Annotated in this window: 21 protein-coding genes; 14 read left to right on the plus strand and 7 right to left on the minus strand. The window is 62.4% G+C overall.

The genetic code is table 11. The annotated features are described in order from the left end of the window. Nucleotides 1-35 precede the first annotated feature (35 nt). Nucleotides 36-1,115: an ABC transporter ATP-binding protein gene (locus EO99_RS0116120; protein WP_029619654.1), complete on the plus strand. Its 1,080-nt coding sequence runs from the start codon at nt 36-38 to the stop codon at nt 1,113-1,115. Nucleotides 1,116-1,370: 255 nt separating this feature from the next. Here the strand turns inward: EO99_RS0116120 and EO99_RS0116125 are convergent, their stop codons facing one another. The 6 genes from EO99_RS0116125 to EO99_RS0116150 all read right to left on the minus strand — a co-directional run bounded on the left by EO99_RS0116125 (nt 1,371) and on the right by EO99_RS0116150 (nt 8,908). After that, complete coding sequence (locus EO99_RS0116125; protein ID WP_235776842.1) at nt 1,371-2,435, minus strand: hypothetical protein; 1,065 nt, start codon at nt 2,433-2,435, stop codon at nt 1,371-1,373. Nucleotides 2,436-2,464: 29 nt separating this feature from the next. Further along, the gene (locus tag EO99_RS0116130) at nt 2,465-3,985 is read right to left on the minus strand and encodes an AMP-binding protein (protein WP_235776843.1); all 1,521 of its coding nucleotides are present in this window, start codon (nt 3,983-3,985) and stop codon (nt 2,465-2,467) included. Nucleotides 3,986-4,052: 67 nt separating this feature from the next. Beyond that, nucleotides 4,053-5,795, minus strand: a complete 1,743-nt coding sequence (locus tag EO99_RS0116135) for an ABC transporter permease subunit (RefSeq protein ID WP_029619657.1) — start codon at nt 5,793-5,795, stop codon at nt 4,053-4,055. Continuing rightward, nucleotides 5,792-6,874, minus strand: coding sequence for an ABC transporter ATP-binding protein (locus tag EO99_RS0116140; RefSeq protein WP_029619658.1), 1,083 nt, complete (start codon nt 6,872-6,874; stop codon nt 5,792-5,794). Before EO99_RS0116140 ends, EO99_RS0116135 begins: the two co-directional genes overlap by 4 nt. A gap of 114 nt (nt 6,875-6,988) precedes the next feature. After that, entirely contained in the window at nt 6,989-8,047 is a 1,059-nt protein-coding gene (locus tag EO99_RS0116145; protein WP_029619659.1) for an ABC transporter substrate-binding protein, read from the minus strand. 90 nt (nt 8,048-8,137) lie between these two features. Further along, nucleotides 8,138-8,908: an enoyl-CoA hydratase/isomerase family protein gene (locus EO99_RS0116150; protein ID WP_029619660.1), complete on the minus strand. Its 771-nt coding sequence runs from the start codon at nt 8,906-8,908 to the stop codon at nt 8,138-8,140. Between the two features lie 226 nt (nt 8,909-9,134). On the opposite strand from EO99_RS0116150, the gene EO99_RS0116155 reads away from it, so the two are divergent. The 4 genes from EO99_RS0116155 (at nt 9,135) to EO99_RS0116170 (ending at nt 12,887) form a co-directional block, all read left to right on the plus strand. Next, nucleotides 9,135-9,917, plus strand: a complete 783-nt coding sequence (locus tag EO99_RS0116155; protein ID WP_029619661.1) for an IclR family transcriptional regulator — start codon at nt 9,135-9,137, stop codon at nt 9,915-9,917. Between the two features lie 92 nt (nt 9,918-10,009). Further along, entirely contained in the window at nt 10,010-10,318 is a 309-nt protein-coding gene (locus tag EO99_RS0116160) for a (2Fe-2S)-binding protein (protein ID WP_051679906.1), read from the plus strand. After that, a complete protein-coding gene (locus EO99_RS0116165) occupies nt 10,315-11,718 on the plus strand; it encodes an NAD(P)/FAD-dependent oxidoreductase (protein WP_029619663.1) in 1,404 nt (467 codons plus the stop codon). The genes EO99_RS0116160 and EO99_RS0116165 overlap by 4 nt, the downstream gene beginning before the upstream one ends. Next, nucleotides 11,715-12,887, plus strand: coding sequence for an NAD(P)/FAD-dependent oxidoreductase (locus EO99_RS0116170; protein ID WP_029619664.1), 1,173 nt, complete (start codon nt 11,715-11,717; stop codon nt 12,885-12,887). The genes EO99_RS0116165 and EO99_RS0116170 overlap by 4 nt, the downstream gene beginning before the upstream one ends. A 343-nt stretch (nt 12,888-13,230) precedes the next feature. Here the strand turns inward: EO99_RS0116170 and EO99_RS28465 are convergent, their stop codons facing one another. Continuing rightward, the gene (locus EO99_RS28465) at nt 13,231-13,851 is read right to left on the minus strand and encodes an SH3 domain-containing protein (protein WP_210165084.1); all 621 of its coding nucleotides are present in this window, start codon (nt 13,849-13,851) and stop codon (nt 13,231-13,233) included. A 75-nt stretch (nt 13,852-13,926) separates the two neighbouring features. On the opposite strand from EO99_RS28465, the gene EO99_RS0116175 reads away from it, so the two are divergent. The 9 genes from EO99_RS0116175 to EO99_RS0116220 all read left to right on the plus strand — a co-directional run bounded on the left by EO99_RS0116175 (nt 13,927) and on the right by EO99_RS0116220 (nt 22,054). Beyond that, a complete protein-coding gene (locus EO99_RS0116175) occupies nt 13,927-14,292 on the plus strand; it encodes a hypothetical protein (RefSeq protein ID WP_029619665.1) in 366 nt (121 codons plus the stop codon). Between the two features lie 325 nt (nt 14,293-14,617). Beyond that, nucleotides 14,618-15,385: a GntR family transcriptional regulator gene (locus tag EO99_RS0116185; protein WP_081852090.1), complete on the plus strand. Its 768-nt coding sequence runs from the start codon at nt 14,618-14,620 to the stop codon at nt 15,383-15,385. A 32-nt stretch (nt 15,386-15,417) separates the two neighbouring features. Beyond that, a complete protein-coding gene (gene proC, locus EO99_RS0116190; RefSeq protein WP_268871305.1) occupies nt 15,418-16,224 on the plus strand; it encodes a pyrroline-5-carboxylate reductase in 807 nt (268 codons plus the stop codon). 48 nt (nt 16,225-16,272) lie between these two features. Further along, nucleotides 16,273-17,106 carry a transporter substrate-binding domain-containing protein gene (locus EO99_RS0116195; protein ID WP_029619669.1) on the plus strand — a complete coding sequence of 278 codons (834 nt, stop codon included), beginning with the start codon at nt 16,273-16,275 and terminating at the stop codon, nt 17,104-17,106. 121 nt (nt 17,107-17,227) lie between these two features. Next, nucleotides 17,228-17,893, plus strand: coding sequence for an amino acid ABC transporter permease (locus tag EO99_RS0116200; RefSeq protein WP_029619670.1), 666 nt, complete (start codon nt 17,228-17,230; stop codon nt 17,891-17,893). A 2-nt stretch (nt 17,894-17,895) separates the two neighbouring features. Further along, a complete protein-coding gene (locus tag EO99_RS0116205; protein ID WP_235776844.1) occupies nt 17,896-18,489 on the plus strand; it encodes an amino acid ABC transporter permease in 594 nt (197 codons plus the stop codon). A 22-nt stretch (nt 18,490-18,511) separates the two neighbouring features. After that, nucleotides 18,512-19,288 carry an amino acid ABC transporter ATP-binding protein gene (locus EO99_RS0116210; RefSeq protein WP_029619671.1) on the plus strand — a complete coding sequence of 259 codons (777 nt, stop codon included), beginning with the start codon at nt 18,512-18,514 and terminating at the stop codon, nt 19,286-19,288. Nucleotides 19,289-19,331: 43 nt separating this feature from the next. Continuing rightward, a complete protein-coding gene (locus tag EO99_RS0116215) occupies nt 19,332-20,252 on the plus strand; it encodes an aminotransferase class IV (protein WP_029619672.1) in 921 nt (306 codons plus the stop codon). Between the two features lie 71 nt (nt 20,253-20,323). Beyond that, complete coding sequence (locus tag EO99_RS0116220) at nt 20,324-22,054, plus strand: chloride channel protein (RefSeq protein WP_029619673.1); 1,731 nt, start codon at nt 20,324-20,326, stop codon at nt 22,052-22,054. Nucleotides 22,055-22,365 lie beyond the last annotated feature (311 nt).

Here is a 22,365-nt window from a genome sequence, read left to right on the forward strand (position 1 = left end):
GGTCAAGGCCTCATCGCCTTGAGGAGGAAACGTTCGTGACGGCAATCGCCTTAAAGCAGATCCGCAAGACCTATGGCGCACTTCAGGTCATTCATGATCTCGACATCGACATCGAAAGTGGAGAGTTCCTGGTGCTTGTCGGGCCATCCGGCTGCGGCAAGTCCACCCTTCTACGCATGATCGCCGGGCTTGAAGACATCTCCGGCGGCATCCTGGAGATCGGTGGAACAGTGGTGAATGCCCTTCCTCCATCACAGCGCGATATCGCCATGGTTTTTCAGGACTACGCGCTGTATCCGCATATGAGTGTGCGCGAGAACATGGCCTTCGGCCTCAAGATGCGCGGCACTGACGAGGCTACGATCGACAGCCGCGTCGACCGGGTTGCCGGCACCCTCCAGATCCAGCCGTTCCTTGACCGCCGCCCCGCTCATCTCTCCGGGGGCCAGCGTCAGCGCGTCGCCATGGGCCGTGCGATCGTACGCGAGCCGTCTGCATTCCTCTTCGACGAACCGCTCTCCAATCTGGATGCGGCGCTGCGCGTTGAAATGCGTCTCGAAATCGCCAAGCTGCACGGACGTATGAAGGCGACGACGGTCTACGTCACACATGATCAGGTCGAGGCGATGACGCTGGCCGATCGGATCGTGGTGCTCAACGCCGGGCGGATCGAGCAGATCGGCGCCCCGCTCGACCTCTACCATCGTCCTGCAAGCCTTTTCGTGGCGCGCTTCATCGGCAGTCCAACGATGAACACCATGCCGGCAGAGGTGGTTTCCGGTCCGGGCGGCGCGGCGATACGCCTAGGCGAGAAACTCCTGCCACTGACCGGATTGTCCGGCGGCGCGGTAACCCAAGGGGCTGCCACCTTCGGCATCCGCCCGGAGGATCTCATCACCTGCTCGAAGGAAGAGGCCTGGTTCAGCGGCGAACTTGCCGTCGCCGAGCGCCTCGGAGGGCAGACCTATGGCTATGTCGAGATCGGCGAGCCGCGTATGCTGAGTGTAGAGTTTGCGCGATCGATGGCTATCCAGGTCGCTGACCCGATCCATGTCCGCCCGAACATGGACGCAATCCACCTCTTTGACACGACTTCCGGCAGGAGGATCAACTGACAGAACGGGCAAGGGCCAGGTGCATAGCTGCCAACCATGATCGTCTGCCGGGCCGGCGCCCTCACCTTTCCCCTTCGCTATCCAATGCGCGGGCCTGCGGGCCGCTCTTTTCGTGCGACACTGGTCCCTGAGGGTGGCGAGACCAAATACCCGGATCTGGCCTATGGAGGGGAGACGTTCCTGAACGCTATCCGACAGACCTCCGTGCGACGGTCGGCTCTGCCGATACCCTTGGTTCCAGGTGCTGTGCGTTTATCAAGCTGAATGACGGACATTCGGCTTCTGCGACAGATCCTCCCGCAGACGGAGGAGATCGCTGCATACAGTCTCCAGATCGCCCACCTCGAAGCCTGCAGCGTGAACAGACCCCTCTTCCTCCAGGAGCTCTCGCAAGCGGCCGTGGTAACGCGCGGCAGTGCCGTCGACTGTCAGTCCGTTGCGCGCCTCGAACGCCGCATTCCAGGCGATCGCATCCGTCAGGCTGCGCCCTTTTGGCAGATCGACCTGCAATTGGCCATCGACCAGTTTCACGGGGTAGCCGCCGGGCAGCCCGTTCGGGCCAGGCGCATGGCCCTCCCAAGCCCGCCCCGAGGCCAGAGCCAGTATCAGCGTCACACCCGATGCGCCGGAAATTTCGATGGCAGGTTCCGGCGTCAGCTGGCAGCCCTCAAAAACCTGGAACGGATCGGCGATCTCTTCGTCGCCGATGAACACCCGCGGCGCCAGCGTGCCGACCCGCTGTTGCGGGGGCAACCGCCAGGGAGCAAGGCACTGATAGTGCGCGAGAACCCGAAGCTTGCCGTCGCCAGCAGCCGGCCGCTCCCCGGCAAAGATATTCGACAGGATGGCCACGTTGCCGGTGCCGCACAGCACATTGTGCCCCATCGCCACCAACATCCCATTGACGACGTCGGGGAACGAGCAGTTGATCAGTTGGATGTCGGGCTGGAGCGCACTGATCGCCGCAGCCATGCGGGCCGAGATCAGCGCCTGGAAGACGGCGGTGGCACTCAGCCCCCCCTGCGCGACCAGGTCGGTCCAGCGAGAGCCACTGTCGGAGATCACCGCCGAGGTCTGGATCGAGGCTGCCTGGACCACCAGCCGCGGACGATGCTCGCCGATGAGCGCCTCACTGGCTCCCGCCTCGAGCAGGTCGATTGGATGAGTGGCAAAATGCGCAGGCGTGCCGAACATCGCGGCGCGCGCATTGCCCGCCGTTCGCAGCCAGTCCAGCCGCATTCGGTTTCGTCCTGCAATCAGGACCCTCACCGGATCCTTGGCGGTGGCGGCAATGTCGAGCGCGATCCGGCCGGCAAACATGCCCGTTCCGGTGATCAGGATATCGCAGGTCATTGTGCGGCCACTCCCCTTGCTGCATGCGTGCGGCTCGACGGCGCTTCCCACCGGCCATTGGCGTCCCGCGGCAGCAGATGTTTTTGGATCCTCTGGCTGGGCGTGCGCGGAAAATCGGCTAACAGGACGATATAGCGCGGGCGTTGATGGGGAGCCAGATGGTCCACCATCCAGCGCCAGATCTCGGCGGGATCCGGATCAGAACCCGGCCGCGGCTGAATAAAAAGCTGGATGTCCTGCTCACCGATCTCCGCCGGGACGCCGATCATGGCCACATCGAAGACGTCGGGATGTCGGCTCGCGACACTCTCGACCTCATAGGCCGAGACATTCTCGCCCTTGCAGCGCACCGAATCGGTCATGCGGCCGTGGAAAAACAGCATGCCATCGTCGTTCCAGGAGCCAAGGTCGCCGGTGTGGAAACCGTCGCTGCGCACGGCTTTCGCGGTCGCCTCCTGATTGCGGTAGTAGCCCTCGGTGATGGCTCCCGGCAGAGAGGTCCGCACGACGATCTCGCCACGCCCCTCGCCTGGTCCCAGAACCCGACCGTCCTCGTCGATGAGGTCGATCTCGAACCAGGGCATCGGCCGCCCAACCGAACCGAGGACGCCCTCGTCGTTCAAGCTGGTGATGCTGGAGCATTCCGTCATGCCGTAGCACTCGCGGATTTGTACCCCGAACCGCTCCTCGAAAGGCGCCCAGGCTTCCGGGGCACAGCCGCCGCCCCAGGCGATCCGGACGCCATGGCGTCGCTCCCACTCGCTCTCGGGTTGCTTGAGAAGGATCTGGATGATGCCGCCCAGGTGATGGATGTGGGTGCAGCCGCTTTCGGTCAGCTGCTGCCAGAAGCGAGAGGCGCTGAAGCGATCGGAGATCGTCAGCCGCACGTCGCGCACCAACGGCAGGAGCAGCACCTGCGCGCCGCCAATGTGGTAGAAGGGTTCCCACATGAACAGGTTGTCGCCAGGCACCAGGGCGGCGCACAGCGACACCGCTTCGGCGGCCAGCTCCAGCATCATATGGCTGACCATGACGCCCTTGGCAGGCCCCGTCGTGCCGGAGGTAAACATGATCGCGGCGAGATCACGGGGCTTGGGAAACGCGCCGTCAAAGGGGCCGCTGGAGGGTGGCAGTCCCCGATCAGAGATAACCTCGACGGGGATGTTCTTTGCCTCCTGGCAGGCGGCCAGAGAGGCCTCCAACCCGGCATCGCAGATCAGCAGGCCCGGCTCGGTCGTGCGGATCACATGCGAAAGCGCCTCACCGACCAGAGCCGGGTTGACAGGCACCCATACGATGCCGGCACACAACAGCCCGTGAATGAGTGCGAGCGAGGCCGGGCTGTTGGCCATCATCACCACGACTCGATCGCCGCGACGAAGTCCCCGGCGGTGTAGGCGATCGGCGACTGCGGATGCGGCGTTGGCAAGTGCACGGAATGTCAGGGGCTGTCCGTCGATCGTGGCGAAGAGACGCTCCGGATTCTCGCTGCCGAGGTCTTGCAGGCGATTTGCCAATCCTTGGATTTGCATGGGTAGAAGAACCTTGATTTTCGCAGACGACCCAGCAGGGGGTCTTTCGCGGTTACTTTTGAAATTTTTGGGCGACAAGCAGGATCAACGTCACGACCAGGAGAACGACGACCGATACCGCCGCCAGGGTCGGGTTGAGTTGCAGGAACATGTCGTCCCACATCTGCTTGGGCAACGTTGTCTTGAGCCCGCCGGAGATGAAGATGGCCAAGGTCAGTTCGTCGAAGGATGTGACGAAGGCAAACAGAGCCGCCGAAATCACGCCGCCGCGCAGGAGGGGCAAGGTGATGCGTCGCATGACCGTCAGACGTCCCGCCCCCAATGTCTCGGCAGCCTCATTGAGCCTCCAGTCGTAGCTCTTCAACACGGCGCCGATGGTGATGAAGCAGTACGGGATCGCAAGCAGTGTGTGACCGATGACCAGTCCCGCATCCGTCGCCACCAGGCCGATTTCGGCCATCAGGTAGAAGAGCCCGACGGCAATCACGATCCGAGGTACGATCATCGGTGCCAGCATCAGCGCAAAGATCGGGCCGTTCCACGCCGAGCGCGAGCGCGCCAGAGCCAAGGCCGCCAGACCGCCGATCACGGTGGCGAAAAACGCCGTTGCAAAACCCACGCCGAAGGACCGGATCGTCGCCGAGATCCAGACCGGCGAGCTCAGATACTGCTCGAACCAACGCAGCGAGTAGCCCGGCGGCGGGAATTGCAGGGAACTTGCAGACGTGAAGGCAATCGGGAAGACGACAAATATCGGCGCGACGAGGAAGGCCAGGGCCAAGATCGGGTAGAGGCTGAATGTCCTGTTGCCGGTTCCGCCAGGTGCGCGCAGCCGATCGAAGGGGCGCGATATCCAGACCATGGCACGCAGCAGCCGTTGACCGGTGGCGCGCAACCACCCACTGCGCCCTGGTCGGTCATCACTGACATCGCCGCCGGAGATCACCGAGAGGCCGAACAGCCTGTTGTAGATCCAGATCGAGATGAGCGCCGTCACCACCAGGAGGCTTGCCAGCACCGCCGCAAACGACCAGTTCACCAGTTCCTGGACCTGGGTGATGATGGCCTGCGCCAGCATCGTCTGCCCACGTCCGCCCAGAAAGGCGGGCACGATGAAAAAGCCAAGCGAGGTGATGAAGGTCAAAAGCCCTGCCGCTGCAGCTCCGGGAACCGACAGGGGAAAGTAGATCAGCCAGAAGTTCTGCGACCGGCTGGCGCCCATCGTGCTGGCCGCCAGCGTCAGGCGCTGGTCGATCCCGTTCATGACCGGGAGCATGGTCAAGACCGCCAGCGGCATCATCGCATGCACCATGCCGATGATGACCCCAAGCTCGTTGTACATCAGCCGGAACGGCTGATCGATCACCCCAGTGTTCATGAGCACGCTGTTGATGACGCCCCGGTGGCCCAGCAGGATCATCCACGCGAAGGTCTTGACAAGGTATGAGGTCCAGAACGGCAAGAGCACCAGAAGCACCAGCATCGCCTGCCGCCGGTTCTGCATCCGCGACAGCCATAGAGCCAGCGGATAGCCAAGCAGCACCGAGAACAGCGCCGTGACGATCGCGATCCGGAAGGTGATGGCCAGGATCTGCCAGTAAACCGGGGTGTCGATGACGCGAGAATAATGCTCTCCCGTCAACGAGCCCGTGGCCGGGTCCTGAATTCCCAAGAGGAACAGGCGCCCCATGGGAAACACGAAGAAGACAGCCAGCAGAGCAACAGCCGGCAAGACCAGCCACAGCGGCCCAAACTGGAACCCGCGCCGCGCGGAAACAGCCTCGCCCACGCTCATGCCACCACCCTCGCCAGCGCTTTTGGCCAATGGGTTGCGACCTCGTCGCCAATCGACGGCAAGCTGCCGGCCGACGGATCGTGGCGCAGCATGATCGTCTCGCCATCGCCAAGCGTGATCAGAAGGCGCCTTTCCGATCCGAGATAGACGAGGTCGGTCAACCGGCCGCGAACCCCCTCGAACTCGCTGGAGGGTGCCTGTCCCAGGCGCATCTGTTCCGGCCGGATCACCAGAGCCACCTCTGTGGTCGCCTGATCGCGTGCGGTATAACGGCCGGTGAAGGTGCCGTTGGCCGTGGTGATCACGGCACTTGCCCCCTCGACGGCCTGTCGCGTGCCTTTCAAGACGTTGGAATGGCCGATGAAGCCGGCAGCGAAAACGGTCTCGGGATCGGAATAGATCTGGTGGGGGGCGCCGAGCTGTTCGATGCGGGCGTGATTCATCACGCAGATCCGGTCGGACATCACCAGCGCTTCCTCCTGGTCGTGGGTCACATAGATGACGGTGGTTCCATATTCCTTGTGCAAGCGCCGGATCTCGAGCTGCATGTGCTCGCGAAGCGCCTTGTCGAGCGCGCCAAGCGGCTCGTCCATCAAGATCACCTTGGGGCGGAACACGAAGCAGCGCGCGAGGGCGACGCGCTGCTGCTGACCACCCGATAGCTCCCTGGGAAAGCGGTGGGCGAAGCTGTCGAGCTGGACCTTTCGCAGCGTCTCTTCGACCTGCGCAGACACGTCCCTGGCGGGCAGCTTGCGCATTTCGAGCGGGAAGGACACGTTTTCTGCGACCGTCATATGCGGAAACAGCGCATAGTGCTGGAACACCATTCCCATGCCGCGCTGATTGACGGGGCGGTGCGTCCAGTCCTCGCCATTGACCAGCAGGCGGCCCGCGGTTGGATCGACGAGCCCGGAGATCATCTGCAGCAAGGTTGTCTTGCCCGATCCCGACGGTCCCAGCAGCGTGAGGAATTCGCCCTCCTCTACTGTGAGACTGATGGGCTCCAGAGCCGTGAAGGTGCCGTAACGTTTGGACAGCCCTTCGAGCACGATCTTGCTCTCACCGGTTCCCGCTTTCATCGTCACTCCTGAAAAACCAAATTGCAGTGCGCCGGCCCATCGGCTGCTTCGGCATGCCATCCCTATGATCTTGCACGCCGCCGGAGGCACGAGGCCCCCGGCGAGCGCAATGGCTCAGCTCAGCAGCCAACCGTTGAAGCGTTCCGTCAACTGCGAACGGTTGGCTTTCCAGAATGGCTCGGACGCCAGCGACATCATGCTCAGGTTCTGGGGCGCGGTCGGCAGGATCGCTGCACGCTCGGGCGAGATATGGTCATAGGCCTTGAGATTGGTGGGACCATAGGCCAGATCGTCGGTGAACTTTGCCTGCATTTCGGGCTGGGCGCAGAAGGCGACAAACTCGCGCGCCAGGTCGGCTTTGGGATTGCCCTTTGGAATACCCCAGCCTTCGATCGAGTAGAGACCACCCGACCAGACAATGCTTGCCGGGGCGCCATTGTCGATTGCCGCCTGAAAACGCGCGTTCCAGCCGGCGATCAGGTCAACTTCACCGCTTTCGAGAAGCTGCGTCGACTGCGCGCCGCCGGTCCACCATACGTCGATGCGGTTCTTGATTTCATCCAGTTTGCGAAACGCCCGGTCGACGTCGAGCGGATACAGATCGGCTGGCGCGACACCATCTGCCATCAGGGCAATCTCCAGGGTGTCGATCGGGTTCTTGCGAAGCGACCGGCGGCCCGGGAAGCGATCGGAGTCCCAGAAGGCGTCCCAGCCGGTGGGAGCTTGCGCGATCGTGTCGGTGTTATAGGCAAGGACGGTCGAATAGACATCCGTGCCCAGCATGTTGGGATGCACGGCTTCCGGCATGACATTGGCGACCTTTGCCGGATCCAGGTTCAGGGGCTCCAGCAGATCCTCTTCCTCCAGGATCAAGCGCGCCGAGAGCGTCAGCGTGCAAACGTCCCAGATATATGAGCCCGTCTCGACGATAGACTTGAACTGAGCGGTGGGTTCGGCGTCGCGGGCGACGCCATTGATGCGGATGCCGGTCGCCGCCTCGAACGGCTCGTAGAAGGCTTTACGATACCCTTCGGTGAAAGGACCACCGGGATCGGCAACCACGAGCGAATCATTGGCCCATGCGCGCCGAGAGACCATCGGCATGGCCAAAGTGACGGCCCCGGCAGCCAGCAGGCTGCGGCGCGACATGGTCATGAATTTGGACTTGCTCATATTCATTCTCCTCTGTTGATTTTTTCATCCGGCGCCGTTGATCGGCGCTCGATAATTGGCGCTGTGGCGAAGCCGCCAAAGCGCAAGTTCTCAGCCTTTGCGTGCCGCGCGCACCGCCAGAAATTTCTCCATCATTGCTTGCGGCTCACCGGAAGCGTAGGCCTCGCGCTGGATCCTGACGCCTGCGGTCATGGCGTCCTCAAAGCCTGCCTGCGTCAGTTCGGCGAAGCGTTGGCGGTTGAGCCGCATGGCAACGGGAGGCTTTTCCGCCAGAAACTCGGCAAGCTTCAAAGCTTCCGACTGAACCTGATCCTGATCGACGAGGCGTGAAATCAGGCCAAAGGAGAAGGCTTCTTGCGCATCCAGCATCCGTCCGGTCAAGGTGAGATCAATGGTCCGGGCCAGGCCGAGAAACTCGCGCATGATCCAGCTGCCGGTCACCGTCGCAATGCCCGAGTTGATCTCCGGCTGCCCCATCTTGACGCCCGCATGGGCAACCCGAAGGTCGCAAAGCAGCGACACCTGGAAGGCAGAGCCCGCCGCCAGGCCGTTCAATGCCGCAACAATCGGCTTGGATCCCAATCGGAAGAGGTTGTAGAGGCGCTTCCACTCCGCCATCCAGCTTTCCGCCCGATCGGCGTCAAAGCCCTTGCTTTCCGACAAATCCTGCCCGGCTCCGAATGCACGGTCGCCGGCGCCCGTCAGCAGGATCGCCCGTACGGAGGCATCGGCTTCTGCAGCTTCCAGCGCAGTGATCAGCTGATCGCGCATGGGCGTGTTCCATGCGTTCAGCTTCTCCGGTCGGTTCAAGGTCAACTTCCGAACCGAGCCAATCGTCTCCACAAGCACAAACTCAGACATATCCACCCTCACACTATTGCATTGCGATAACTATTATTGAATGATGGTGCCCGATTGTGCTTCAGGTCAAGCTGAAATTTGTGTTGGCGATGATTTGCGCCAATCGCAGCGCAAACCTGACACCCCCTGTGCAATCTTGCAGAGGCGGCGGAACTGGTTACAGGTGGCCAAAGAGCCTCGGCCTGAAGGCGACGAAGCGCAGACAGGAACGTTAGTGGTTGAGAAGATGGAAAACGAAAAGCCCCCCGCCAAGCGTGCGGAGCCTTTGATGGTCAATTCTGTCGCGAAGGCCTTCAAGGTCTTGAATGTCTTCGACAAGGGTCGCGGCGCGCTGACGCTGTCACAGATCGCGCAATTGACCGGTATGGACGTGAGTACGGCGCAGCGCTTCACCCATACCCTGACGCAGTTGGGGTACCTGAACAAGGACCCGGTGACGCGCCAGTTCGAGCTTGCGATCAAGACACTGGATCTGGCCTATCACTATACCCGCGGCTCGCGACTGGTCGATCGTGCCATGCCGGTGCTGCAGCATCTGAGCAAGGAAACCGAAGAAGCGGTCAGCCTCACCGTACTCGACGGGACCGAAATCGTCTTCGTGTGCCGCTTTCTCAGCCGGCAGTCCCTCAACACCGACGTGATCACCGGCTCGCGGCTGCCCGCCTACTGCACGTCGCCAGGCCGAGCGATTCTGTCGCGGCTTCCCGAGGGGGACGCGCGCGAAATCCTCGCGCGCTCTGACCTGCGCAGTCACACACCCGCAACGCCCACCGATATCGACGATATCCTCAACCGGCTGAGCCAGGCGCGCGCCTCAGGCTATGCGGCTGCGTTCGAGGAAATCTACCATGGCGATGCGTCTGTGGCGGCCCCGATCCTGGGCCCTGACGGCAAAGTCGCAGCGGCTGTCAGCATTGCCGTGCCGCTGGCCCGGCAGACACGCGATGAGGTGCTGGAAACCTTCCCCAAGCTGATTATCGCCGCTGCGCGGGGAATTTCGTTCAGCTAGCGCCAAGGCGCGCTGGGAGCGCCAAGATTGACAATCCTCCGGATTGCCCTCCTAATATGCAATAGTGATTATTGCATAACGGTAACCCATTGATGCGATCTGATGCTCCGCTGTTTTATCCCGCCGCTGCCCGAAGGCCCGACACGACGATTCACCTCGACGGGATCGCCGTTCCCGCCTGCACTGGCGAGACAGTGATTGCAGCACTGCTTTTGGCGGGGCACATGACCGGACGCTCAGAGTTCGACGGATCCGACCGCTCGGGCTTTTGCCTCATGGGCGCCTGCCAGGACTGCACCCTCTGGACCACCTCGGGACAGAGACTGCGCGCCTGCATGGCGCAGGTTCGCCCGGGCCTCACCCTTTGTCGCCGCGCCCCGATCGAGGACGAAAGCACGTGACCTGCATCCTGCCCCCCGTGATCATCGGCACCGGACCTGCAGGCCTGGCTTGCGCGGCAGCGCTCCTGGAGGCCGGGCTCCGCCCGATCGTTCTCGACGAGAGCTTGCGGCCCGGCGGTCAGGGCACGCGCCGTCTGTCGGCGGCAATGGCGCCGCATGTCCGAACGTTCATGGGCAGGCGCGCAGCCCGTCACACCGTCGCCCGTGAAGCGGTTGAAGACGGCGTCCTTGCCGCCTGCGACTGGCGACCCGGCAGTCTCGTCTGGGGCGTCTTCGCAAACCAGCTGGAGATCCTGCGTGAGGGGGCTCACGAGAGCCTCCGCTATGACCAGTTGATGATCGCGACCGGCGCAACCGACAGCATCCTGGCGATCCCAGGCTGGGAGCTGCCCGGCGTCTTCTCCCTGGGTGGAGCACAGGTGGCGCTCAAGCAGCACTCGTCCTTCATCGGCAGACGTGTTGTCCTGGCAGGCGCGTCGCCGCTTCTTTATCTGGCGGCCGCGCAATATCTGCGCATGGGTGCCCGCGACGTGACGATCGTCGATACGGCACCCCCCGCAGCCAAATGGCGCGCCGCAATCGGAATGGCTCTCTCGTCACCTGCGACCTCGCTCGAGGGGTTGGGGCTCCTGCTGGAGCTTGCACGCCACAAGGTCCGCCGCATCAAGGGGGCAAGGCTCGTTCGCGCCGTCGGCCTCAACCGGCTGGAAGCGATCGAGATCCGTCACCGAGGCGGAAACCTGGAAACGATCGACTGCGACGCGCTGGCCTTCGGCTACGGCCTTCGGCCCGAAACTCAGCTTGCGGAACTGGCCGGCGCCCGCTTCCGGTTCGATGCCGCTTTGCGCAATTGGTTTCCGGTCATCGACAGGGATGGATGCGCCGGTGACGGTCTGTGGCTTGCAGGCGACGGTGCGCTCACGGGCGGACGGCTGGCCGCCGCCCTCAGCGGGCGACTGGCAGCGCTCTCGATGATCGAAAAGCGCCAGAACCACGTCGCCAGGCAACCGTCTTCAGGCCGCGAGGCCGCAAGGCTGCGCCGCAAGGTCGGACGCCTGCGCCAGTTTCAGGCGCACCTGGCGATTGCCTTTCCCATGCCGGAAGATGCCGCCTCGACCCTTCCCGACGATGCGATCGTGTGCCGCTGCGAGCGGATCACTGCAGGAGAGGTTCGCGCCGCCGTTGCAGCTGTTGCCGGTCCGGTCGAGATCAACCGGGTCAAGGCCGTCACGCGCTGCGGCATGGGCCGCTGCCAGGGACGTTTTTGCGGGCCAACGCTGCAGGAGTTGACGGCCGCAACCTGCGGCGCGTCGCTTGCCGATGTCGGCAGGCTGCGCGCCCAGGCGCCCGTGCGTCCCATTCCGGTTGCGAGCGCCGTTGTCGACGGGACCGAAGGATGAGCAGAGGTTTTGACGCGATCATCATCGGCGCCGGCTTATTCGGCAGCTTCACCGCACTCTTTCTGTCCCGCCTGGGCAAGCGTGTCGCCCTGGTGGAACGGGGGCTGGTCGGAGCGCAGTCGAGCGGCGCCAATTTCGGGGGCCTGCGCCTCCAGGGCCGCTCGCGCGAGCAGTATCCGCTTTCGCTGATGGCGCAGCATCATTGGGAGACCTTCGATACGCTGATCGGAGAAACATGCGAATATGATCGCAACGGCATGGTCTATTTCGCCCATAGCGAAGGCGGTCGCGAGCGGCTCCTGAAATATGCGGCCAGTTCGCGCGCCGGCGGCCTTGAGATCGAGGTCTGGCAGGGTGAGGAGATCGGCCTCCATCTGCCTTGGCTCTCGGGCGGGAGTTTGATCGCCTCTTATTCGCCGCGATGCGCCGTGGCCAATCCGAGGATTGCGACCCCAGCCGTGGTGCGCGCCATGATCCGAAGCGGCGGGGTGCTGTTTGAGCGCAGCGAAATCACGGACATCAACCGGAGCCAGACGCACTTCACCGTCAGCGGTCCCTCCCTGCCCCCCATCTCGGCCCCGGTTCTCGTCAACGCGGCAGGTGGCTGGGCAGGCGCCATCAGCGCCCAGTTCGGTGAACCGGTTCCCTTGATGTCCGCCGGGCCCCCGCAGTTTGTCACAGAACCCCTACCCTATGTTTTGCGTCCCTCGGTCTATGCGATCGAGGGTGACATGATCCTGCGCCAGGTCCCGCGGGGAAATTTCATCTTCGCAGGATACCCACGCACGCACGCAAACCAGGATGGGCGGCATACCTTCGTCCCGCCCCACAAGATCCTCAACGGCATGCGGGCCGTGGCAAAGCACGTTCCAGCCTTGCGCAACGCCGAGATCATCAGGGTCTGGTCCGGCGTTGAGGGCTATCTGCCCGACATGCTGCCGGCCGTTGGCGCAAGCCAGACGACAACCGGATTGTTTCATGCCTTCGGCGGCAGCGGCGGTGGCTTCCAGATTGCGCCGGCGGTCGGAGAATGCCTGGCGCTGCAGATCCACGGCCAGGAGGTGCCCGTCGATATGGCGCCTTTCTCGATCGCGCGTTTTACTTCATCCGTCGAAGACAGCGAGAAACTGGCCAGGGAGTTCGACCAGCCCTCAGCCACATCGACCTGATCTCACAGGCACCTGAACAGCCACCTCGGCCTTTTCCAAAGCGCAGCCGTGGCCCAAGGAGCCTGTGCCGCCAACGACAAGATAGCCGGGAGATCAGAAGGCGGAAGCTGGGAAGCGCCGACCGCAGGTCGGGAACGGGAATTGTCGACACGGGCCATCACAGAAAAGAGGACAGTGGCATCGCGGCGGCCATCGGTCGCAACCGGGACCGACCGTCGCTGTGACTGCCCGTCCGCCTCACCGGCTGCACGACTGGCCAGCGTAGCGGCCCTGCATGCTGATGGCACAGATCCATGGGGCCAGGAATGACGACGTTCGATGAAGGTGTGCGACGGCTTCTGCCTCAGAAATAGCACTGCGGGCTGCGTCCCCCTGGCCGGTCATAGGCGGAGCGACCGCCGCAGCGGCGTCCATTCCGCATCAAATCGTAGGGGCAGTCGCAGGTCCCGATATAGGGATCCCGCAGTGGCGACCCTGACGGTCGCGCCGGGACCTGCCGCACGAATGGTGCCGCAGGCGCGTATCGCACCGCAGGCTCTTCCTGGATGGCAGGTCGGCTCCTGCTCAAGAAATCTCCACGGATCCAGCCGTCGTGGGAAAGCGCGCTGACTTCGTGCCATTCTCCATCGCGCCCACGCGATAGCACCGCCTCGCCTTTCGGCACGGTCCAGACGATTGCTGCGCTCGTTGACGGGCCGGCTCTGAGGCGAACGTTGGCGGTGGCGTAGAGGCGTTCTGGCTGCTGCGACGGGAAAGCGGGAACCCGCGGTGTGGGGTCGTGGGCGGGAAGCCGAGCAGGTGGCGGCGCAGGTGGGAAAATTCCTGGCACAGGCTCGGCCGGGTGGCTCATCAATGAAGCTGGAGGAGGCTGAACCTCCGGCACATCGCGTTCCACTCGCGAGCCGAGCCATGCAACAGCCAAGACACCGGCAACAATCCAGCCCAGTCGACCCTGCTTTGACATCCCCCGCTCCCCAAATCATCATGCCACAGCCGATGATGGAGTCGAGATACAACCAGACGTATGGGCAGCCTTTGAATGAGTACCACCACAGACTTTATTACCGAACTGGTCCGCGCGGCAAATGAGGTGGATCGTCTGCATGACCGGGAAAAACGCGGGTTGCTGGAACGCGCAGTCGTCACCATCCGGGACATGCGGGAGGCCGTCGGCATCCCCAGCAGCAGGACGGCGGCCGACGGCCTGGTCGATCTGCAGGCGGTGCAGGGAAGCCTTTGTCGAGGCGAAGCGACAGCCATGCGAGCAAAGGCTGCGCTTCTTGACGCCGCCGACATGATCCGAACACTGCATATCGTGCTCGACAGCGAAACCGAGATCACCATCCGCAAGGAATTTTTTGGTCAACCTGCACCATACGGCCAAGGCTCCCCCATCCCAAAGTAGCCCCGTTTATCTGCCTCTCACAGGCCTTCCAGGAGCAAGGCGTTCCCGAGATGGAGCCGGAATGGACACCTTAGGTGCGGCGGCTTGGCCGCGGTGCCTTGACCAGAGATCCCTCACGCCGTCCGGTCAAAACCACGCGCGCATTGCGGCATCGCGGCAGGAGAAGGCGGCAGCTACGCCCCCCCTTGTCTCGCAATACGTCCAGGATTGGCCGATGGCCTTGCCCCTTCAGCCGTGGCCGCAGGGCTTTTCACGGCGGATCTGGCGCACTGGCCGGCTGTTGCGCCGCATGCGCATCTGCGACGCTTGACTCCGGAAAATAGCCATGGTTGATTGTCGACAATCGATCACCGGCAAAGAGTTTGACGTGGCCGCCCCTGTTTCGCAAAATGTTTTCCGGGTGCCGAAAGCGACCTTTCGGGCACATATTGTCGACGGCTTACGCGGCGCCATCCTCAGCGGTGATATCGCTCCCGGCGCGCAGGTGACCGAATCGAGTCTCGCGGAGCAGTTCGGCGTCAGCCGAGGGCCGCTGCGGGAGGCTATGCGCCAGCTGATCGATGAAGGATTGCTGGTCACCGTGCCCTATACCGGGACCCATGTGGTGGACCTGTCGGTAGATGATATTCGCGAAATCTATTCGATGCGCGTCAACCTCGAGATCTTTGCCTTCGAACTGATCTGGGACCGGCGTGACGCTGCTTTTCACGATGGTCTTCATGTCCGCCATGCCGAACTGACCCGCTGCATCGATCATCAGGATGATGTCGCCAGCATCGAAGCCGAGCTGCAATTGCATGGCTTCGTCTACGAGGCATCCGGTCACAAACTCCTCCTGAAGACCTGGGAAAGCATCCGCGGGCGCCTGCAGCTTTACTGGGCGGCCCACCACCGCGCGCACGGTATTCGCGGCCCCCGCAGAGAGGGGCACGACAGCTATGTGAAGAATGCCCTCGGCGCTGACTTCGAGGCAATGCGCAGCGAGATCCGCAACCACATGGCACGTGGCGGTCAGCAGACGGAAGATTTTCTGCTTGGCCAGGCTTTGACGTCGCGGCAGCCAATGGCCGCGGAGAAGGCACCCGCGCAATGACGCAGGCGGACAATTGCAAACTCTCCGTTCTGATGATCGGGTGCGGCAACATGGGCGCAGCCATTGCAGCCGGCGCCGTCGCACAGATGCCGGATGTCGACATCACGGCTGTCGATCCGAACCTCGATCGGGCACGGGAACTGCTTGGGCCGCAATCACGGGTGCGCGTGGTCGCCGATCTTGCGCAGCTGGGAGCGCGGTCGTTCGACGTCGGCATCCTTGCGGTCAAGCCACAGCACGTCACTGCCGCACTTCGTTCGGCCGAACGCCACCTCGCGGAAGCCCTCATCATCTCGATTGCCGCCGGCATCCCGATCGCCGCCTTGCGCGTCGCAGCGACGTCTGCCGCACGGCTCGTACGCGTCATGCCCAACCTGCCGGCGCTGGCCGCAGCGGCCATGAGTGTCGGCTATGGCGAGCCTGAAACGCTTGCGAGCGAGGACCGGCGGACAGTCCAGCGCATATTCGGCGCCGTCGGGCATTTCTGCTGGCTCGCCAACGAGGCAGAAATCGACATTGCCACCGGCGTGACCGGCAGCGGCCCCGGCTATGTTTTTGCTTTCGCGCAACACCTTCAACGCGCGGGCGAGGCGATGGGCTTTACCAGCGATACCGCAGCGCAATTTGCACGCCAGACCATAATCGGCGCCGCCCGTCTGCTCGAGACGGACCCACGCTCTGCCGAGGAACTGAAGAATGCCGTCACCAGCCCCGGAGGCACGACGGCTGCCGGACTTGCCGTGCTCGACGCCCCCGATGCCCTTCCCCATCTCCTGATCCAAACCACAGCGGCAGCAGCCAACCGCGCCGCGCAACTTGCAAAGTTCCAACAACAATAAGAGCCGCACAGGCCTTGCAATCGGTCCAAGAACCCAGAGGATTAAGACATGACAATCACACGCAGAACCCTTCTCGCCCTGACCGGCCTCGCCTTCGGCGCCGGCGCGATGCCGGTTTTCGCCCAGGATGCGTCCTCGCTCGAGCGCATCAAGCAGAGCAATGAACTTCGTATCGGGGTAACCTCGGCCGAACCCTGGTTCTTCAAGGACCCGATGACGGAAGTCTGGACGGGTGTCGGCGTTGCCATGGGCGAGAAGCTTGCAGAAAGGCTTGGTGTCACCCTGGTGCCCGTCGAGACCACCTGGGCCAATGCCGTGGCTGCGATCCAGGCGAACCAGATCGACCTCATGTTCGTCCTCGACCCGACCGAAGAGCGCAGGAAGGCGATCGATTTCCCCGAGGCGCCTTTGTTCTACTACGCCATGGGCGCACTCGTCTCCGAGGACTCCGACGTCAAGACCTGGGACGATCTCGACAAGAGCGGGACCCGCATCGGCGTAACGCTTGGCACGTCGCTGGACAAGAACATCACCGAGATGGCGAAGAATGCCGAAATCAGCCGCTTCTCCAACAATGACGAGGCGATCGCTGCCTTTGCGGCAAGGCGCGTTGATGCGGTCGTGCAGTTCCACCCTGCGCTGGTGGTCCAGTTTTCGCGCCTGAAGCTCGGCAAGGTCATTCTACCGACACCGGTCAATCCCGTTCCGACCAGCGCTGGCATGCGCAAGGAAGCGGACTCCTCGTTCCGGGACTTTGTCAGCGAACAGTTCGCCGCACTCTACAAGGACGGCGTTCCCAACCAGGTGTTCGAGGCCTATCTGAAGACGAAGACCATCGACCCGACCGGGATTCCGGGCCTCATCAAGGAAGCCTGGCAGTAGGTCTTGCCCTGCGGCCGGAGGCTCATCTGTTTCTCCGGTCGCATCCCTTCGCTGACGAAGTCGAAGGCCATCGGCCAAGGCGTTGCGATCACCCGGTACCGATCGAAGGTATTTCTTTACGATGAATTATCAGTGGGATTTTTCCGGCGTCTGGTCCCGGTGGGATATTCTAGCAGTCGGCCTCGTCAACACCATCAAGATCGCCTGTATCTCAATTGTCCTGGGCGTGGTGATCGGCTTGCTGCTCGCATTCCTGAAACTGTCGCCGCGACGCCTTCTGTCTGTGCCAGCCACCGTCTTCATCGAGTTCTACCGCAACACGCCGCCCATCATCCATTTCTTCTGGTTCTATTATGCCTTGCCTGTACTGGCGAATGTGAGCCTTGATCCTTTCGTCGCCGCAGTCCTTGCCTTGTCCACCCAATCAGGTGCGTTCTATGCGGAAGTGTTTCGCGGCGGCATCGTCTCGATCGAGAAGGGACAGTGGGAAGGTGCCCGCTCGCTTGGCATGCGGCACTCCAAAATGATGCGCCGGATCATCCTGCCCCAGGCGCTGACGCGCATGTTTGCACCTTTCGTGGAGCGTTCCTTCGAGTTGACGAAGACAACGGCGCTCGCCTCGACACTCGCCTATGCCGACCTGTTGTATCAGGCCATGCTGGTCAACAGCGAGACATTCCGCCCGCTCGAGGTCTATACGACAATCGCACTCATGTATGTCGTCCTGCTTGTCACCGCGAGCACGCTGGCGCGGATCGCCGAAGCGCGCCTGACCGCCTATCGCTGACCGTGGAGCTTTGGATCCCGAGCATCCTCATCGGCCTGGCGGCAGGCTTCCTTCTGGCGCTTGCCCGATTGGCGAAGAACCCAATACTGCGCATTGTAAGCCTCACCTACATTGAACTCTTTCGCGACACGCCGGTGCTAATCCAGCTGATCTGGTTTTTCTATGCCTTCCCGATCATCATCGGCCTGCAACTGTCGCCTTTCGCCGCCGCCCTTCTTGGCCTCACGCTCAACACCTCTGCATATTCGGCGGAAATTTTCCGTGGCGGCATTCAGTCGATCGCACCGGGTCAATGGGAAGGTGCGCGTGCTCTGGGCATGCGCCACTCGCGCATTCTGCGTCGCATCATTCTGCCCCAGGTGTTCAAGCGGATGCTGCCAGCCTTTACCAATCGCGCCATCGAGGTGGCAAAGATGTCGTCGCTTGCCTCCGTCCTGTCCGTGCATGAACTCATGTATCAGGGACGTCTGCTGAGCTCGACCTATTATCGCCCGCTCGAAATCCTGACGACAGTCGCCGTCATTTATTTCGTTCTCATCTACCCCGGTACCTGGTTTTCCGCGCGCCTGGAACGGCGCCTTGCGGCGAAAGCTTGAGCCGAACAAAGGAGCTCCCGCAATGAGTGATGCCATCCTTCGCGTCTCGAACCTGCATAAATGGTTCGGTGATCACCATGTCCTCAAGGGCATCGATTTTGCCGTCGAGCCGGGCGAGCGCATCGCCATCATCGGCGGCAGTGGCTCGGGAAAGAGCACATTCCTGCGCTGCATCAATTTCATGGAAATGCCGACTGCGGGCACGGTTTCACTCGACGGCAGGGAAATCGGCAAGCCACGCGCAAAAGAGGGTGAGCGCCGCTATCCCGAGGCCGAGCTCTGCACCGTGCGCGAACGTGTCGGCATGGTGTTCCAGCAGTTCAATCTGTTTCCGCACATGACTGTCCTGGAAAATGTCATGGAAGGGCTGGTCACCGTCAAGGGCATGAAACGCGACATTGCCCGGGTCAGGGCGCAGAAGGAACTCGAAAAGGTCGGCCTGTCGGACAAGCTCGGTGCTTACCCGGGCCATCTTTCCGGTGGACAGCAACAGCGTGTCGCGATCGCGCGTTCGCTTGCCATGGAGCCGGAAATCCTGCTCTTCGATGAGCCCACCTCATCGCTTGATCCGGAGCTCGTGGGCGAGGTTCTGCGGGTTATCGGGCAACTGGCCGAGGAAGGCCGCACCATGTTGCTGGTCACGCACGAACTGGGCTTTGCCTATCATTTTGCGACCAAGGTGATCTTTCTCGCCGATGGCGTGTTCCACGAGGTGGGCACGCCCGACGAAGTCCTGAAGAACCCCAAGCAGCAGCGCACCCGCGCCTTTCTCGACCGGTTCACCGAATTCGCCTTCTGACACGGCGTCCCCCAACAAGTCTTTGAATAAGGAAACCAGGAAAATGAACGCAGTTTCAGCCAGTGAGACGAGCTCTCAGGGATACGTGAAGGACGATCGCAATGACAACGTCCTGATCTATGTGAACGGCGAATTCTTCAAGCGCGACGAGGCCAAGGTTTCCGTCTTCGATGCCGGCTTCGTGCTTGGTGACGGCGTCTGGGAAGGCGTGCGGCTGGTCAACGGCAAGGTGATTGCGCTCGACGAACATCTCGATCGTCTTTTCGAAGGCGCAAATTCGATCCAGCTCGACATCGGAATGAGCCGGGAGGAATTGACGGCTGCCCTCAATCTGACGTTCGAGCGCAATGGCATGACTGATGGCGCCCACGCCCGTCTGATGGTTACCCGCGGCAAGAAGAAGACCCCCAACCAGGATCCACGCTTTGCCCTTGGCACGGCGACAATCGTCATCGTCGCGGAGTTCAAGATCCCGAAGCCGGAATCGAAGACCAGCGGCTTGTCCTTGCTGACCTCGACTATCCGCTGCAGCACACCGGATGTTTTCGATCTGCGGCTCAATTCCCACAGCCGCCTCAACTTCATCCATGCCCTCATCCAGGCGATCAATGCCGGATCGGACGAGGCCCTGATGCTGGATCCCCACGGATTTGTCGCCAGCTGCAACTCCACCAATTTCTTTATCGTTCGCGGGGAAGAACTGTGGACATCGACGGGTCGCTATAATTTCAACGGGATCACCCAAAGGAAGGTCATCAAACTGTATGCCGATGCCGGGCATGTCGTCCGTCAGCTGGATTTCACACTTGCTGAAGTCTATGGCGCGTCGGAGGCCTTCGTCACCGGAACGCTCGGCGGGATCACCCCGGTTACAAGGATCGACGGCCGCCGGATCGGCAATGGCCAGCCCGGCCCCGTTACCCAAAGGGTCGCCGATCTCTACAACGCCTATCTGCTGAGCTGACAACACGACCAGTGTCAATGCAGGTGCAGGGCGGTCCTCAAGGTGCTGATGATCAAGTGGGCGAACAGGTGATGTTCAAGATCCCGCGCCGCCTGCGCGCCCTTGCCCGTGCCGACGAGATCTGGCTGGTCTTTCTGGCCGCTGTCGTCGGCATTCTTGCCGGATGTTTCGTGGCCGCGATGGTCGCAAGCGTCCAGTGGCTGCACCACGTGCTGTTTGCCATCGACGGGCATGAAGTGAGTGGTGCAGCCTTTATCGACCCCTGGCGCGCGGCATTTGTTCCTGCTGTCGGCGGCATGCTGCTCGGCCTGATCGGTTATCTCGCCACGCGTCGACAACGCATTGCCATCATCGACCCGATCGAGGCGAATGCGCTTCACGGTGGCCGCATTCCGATGCAGGGCAGTCTCCTCCTGGTGCTGTACACCATGGTGTCCGATGGTTTTGGTGCCTCCATTGGCATGGAAGCCGGCTACACTCAGATCAGTTCGGCCTTCGCCTCCCGCCTGGGGAAGCTGTTCCACGTCCGGCGTAGCGATCTTCGAACGCTTGTTGGCTGCGGCGCTGCAGGCGCGATCGCCGCCGCTTTCGACGCCCCCCTGACCGGTGCGTTCTATGCCTTCGAACTGATCATCGCCACCTACACGATCGCCACCCTGGCGCCGGTCGTCGTGGCCTCCATCGCGGCCGTCGGCACCATGCGGCTGCTCTATCCGCAGCCATCGTTCCAGGTCGGATTTTCCGGCACCTTGTCTGCCTCCGACTATGTCCTGGTCTTCGTCATGGCCATCCTGAGCGCGCTTGTCGCCATCGCCATGATGAGGACGGTGACGGTTGTTGAGGTGCTGTTCGGCAAGAGCCGGCTGCCCGTATGGCTGAGGCTCACCATCGGCGGCCTGTGCGTGGGCGCCCTGGCTCTGATTACGCCGACGGTTCTGTCTTCCGGACATTCGGCGCTGCATGTGGGTTTCGGCGCCGATTACACCGCATCTGTGCTCTTCACCTTCATTTGTCTGAAGGTGCTGGCGTCGGCGGTCTCCATCGGCTCCGGTTTTCGGGGCGGTCTCTTCTTTGCATCGCTCTTTCTCGGCGCCATGCTGGGCAAGCTGGTAGCGCTTGGCTGGATGCTGGTGTTCGGGCTGCAGATCCCGGCTCTCGTGGTTGCCATCGTCGGCATGTGCGCCATGGCCACGGCCGTTTTGGGCGCTCCGCTGACCATGGCCCTGCTTGCGCTGGAGACAACCGGCAGCCTGGCCCTGACCATTGCCGTGGTTGCGGCAGCCGTCGTCTCGTCGATCGCCGTGCGCCGGCTCTTCGGCTACTCCTTCGCCACCTGGCGCTTCCACCTTCGCGGGGAGTCGATCCGCAGCGCAGCCGATGTCGGCTGGATCCGCGACCTGAGCGTCGGCAGGATGATGCGAAAGGACGTCCGGACGGCCGAGCAGGATACCCCGCTTGGCCGCTTGCGCCGCGACTTTCCTCTAGGCGCCACGCAAAGGGTGACGATCGTCGACCGGGATGGGCGCTATGTCGGCGTCGTCCTGGTCCCCGAGATCCACCGAGACCTGCCTGACGAAACCAAGGCCAGGGATCTCGTCCATTTTGCCGATACTGCTCTGTTGCCGGAGATGAACATTCGCGACGCCATGAAAGCCTTTTCGCGCGCTGAAGCCGACGCCCTTGCCGTGCTCGACAATGCCACTGACCGCAAAGTCATCGGTTTGCTGACAGAGCAGCACGCATTGCGCCGCTACAACGAGGAACTCGATCGACGGCAGAATGACCGTAGCGCATACGCCTAGGCAACTGCCGGTGGTAGCCGCGGGCAGATCAACTACCTTCCGCCTTGGGGGGTGAACGTCTCGGCGTGCGGATGCCGGCTGTTGACACTGACGTCCGGAGGTCACTCCCCGCTCTGCAATGTGGGTGCCGACAGGCTGCCGACCGCAATTTTTCATTTCAGCACGTTGGTTAGTGCAAGGACAGCGCGCTCCGGCGAAGCTCACTCCGTCGTGGCTTCAGTCTCGCCTGAAGCCCTTGTAAAGGCGCCGGAGCGACAGAAGGGAGAAGCGGATGTCCAGATTGATGGTCACCGGGGAGCCTTGGCATTCCA

Origin of the sequence: Pseudorhizobium marinum, from assembly GCF_000705355.1 — a bacterium.
Lineage (GTDB): Bacteria > Pseudomonadota > Alphaproteobacteria > Rhizobiales > Rhizobiaceae > Neorhizobium > Neorhizobium pelagicum.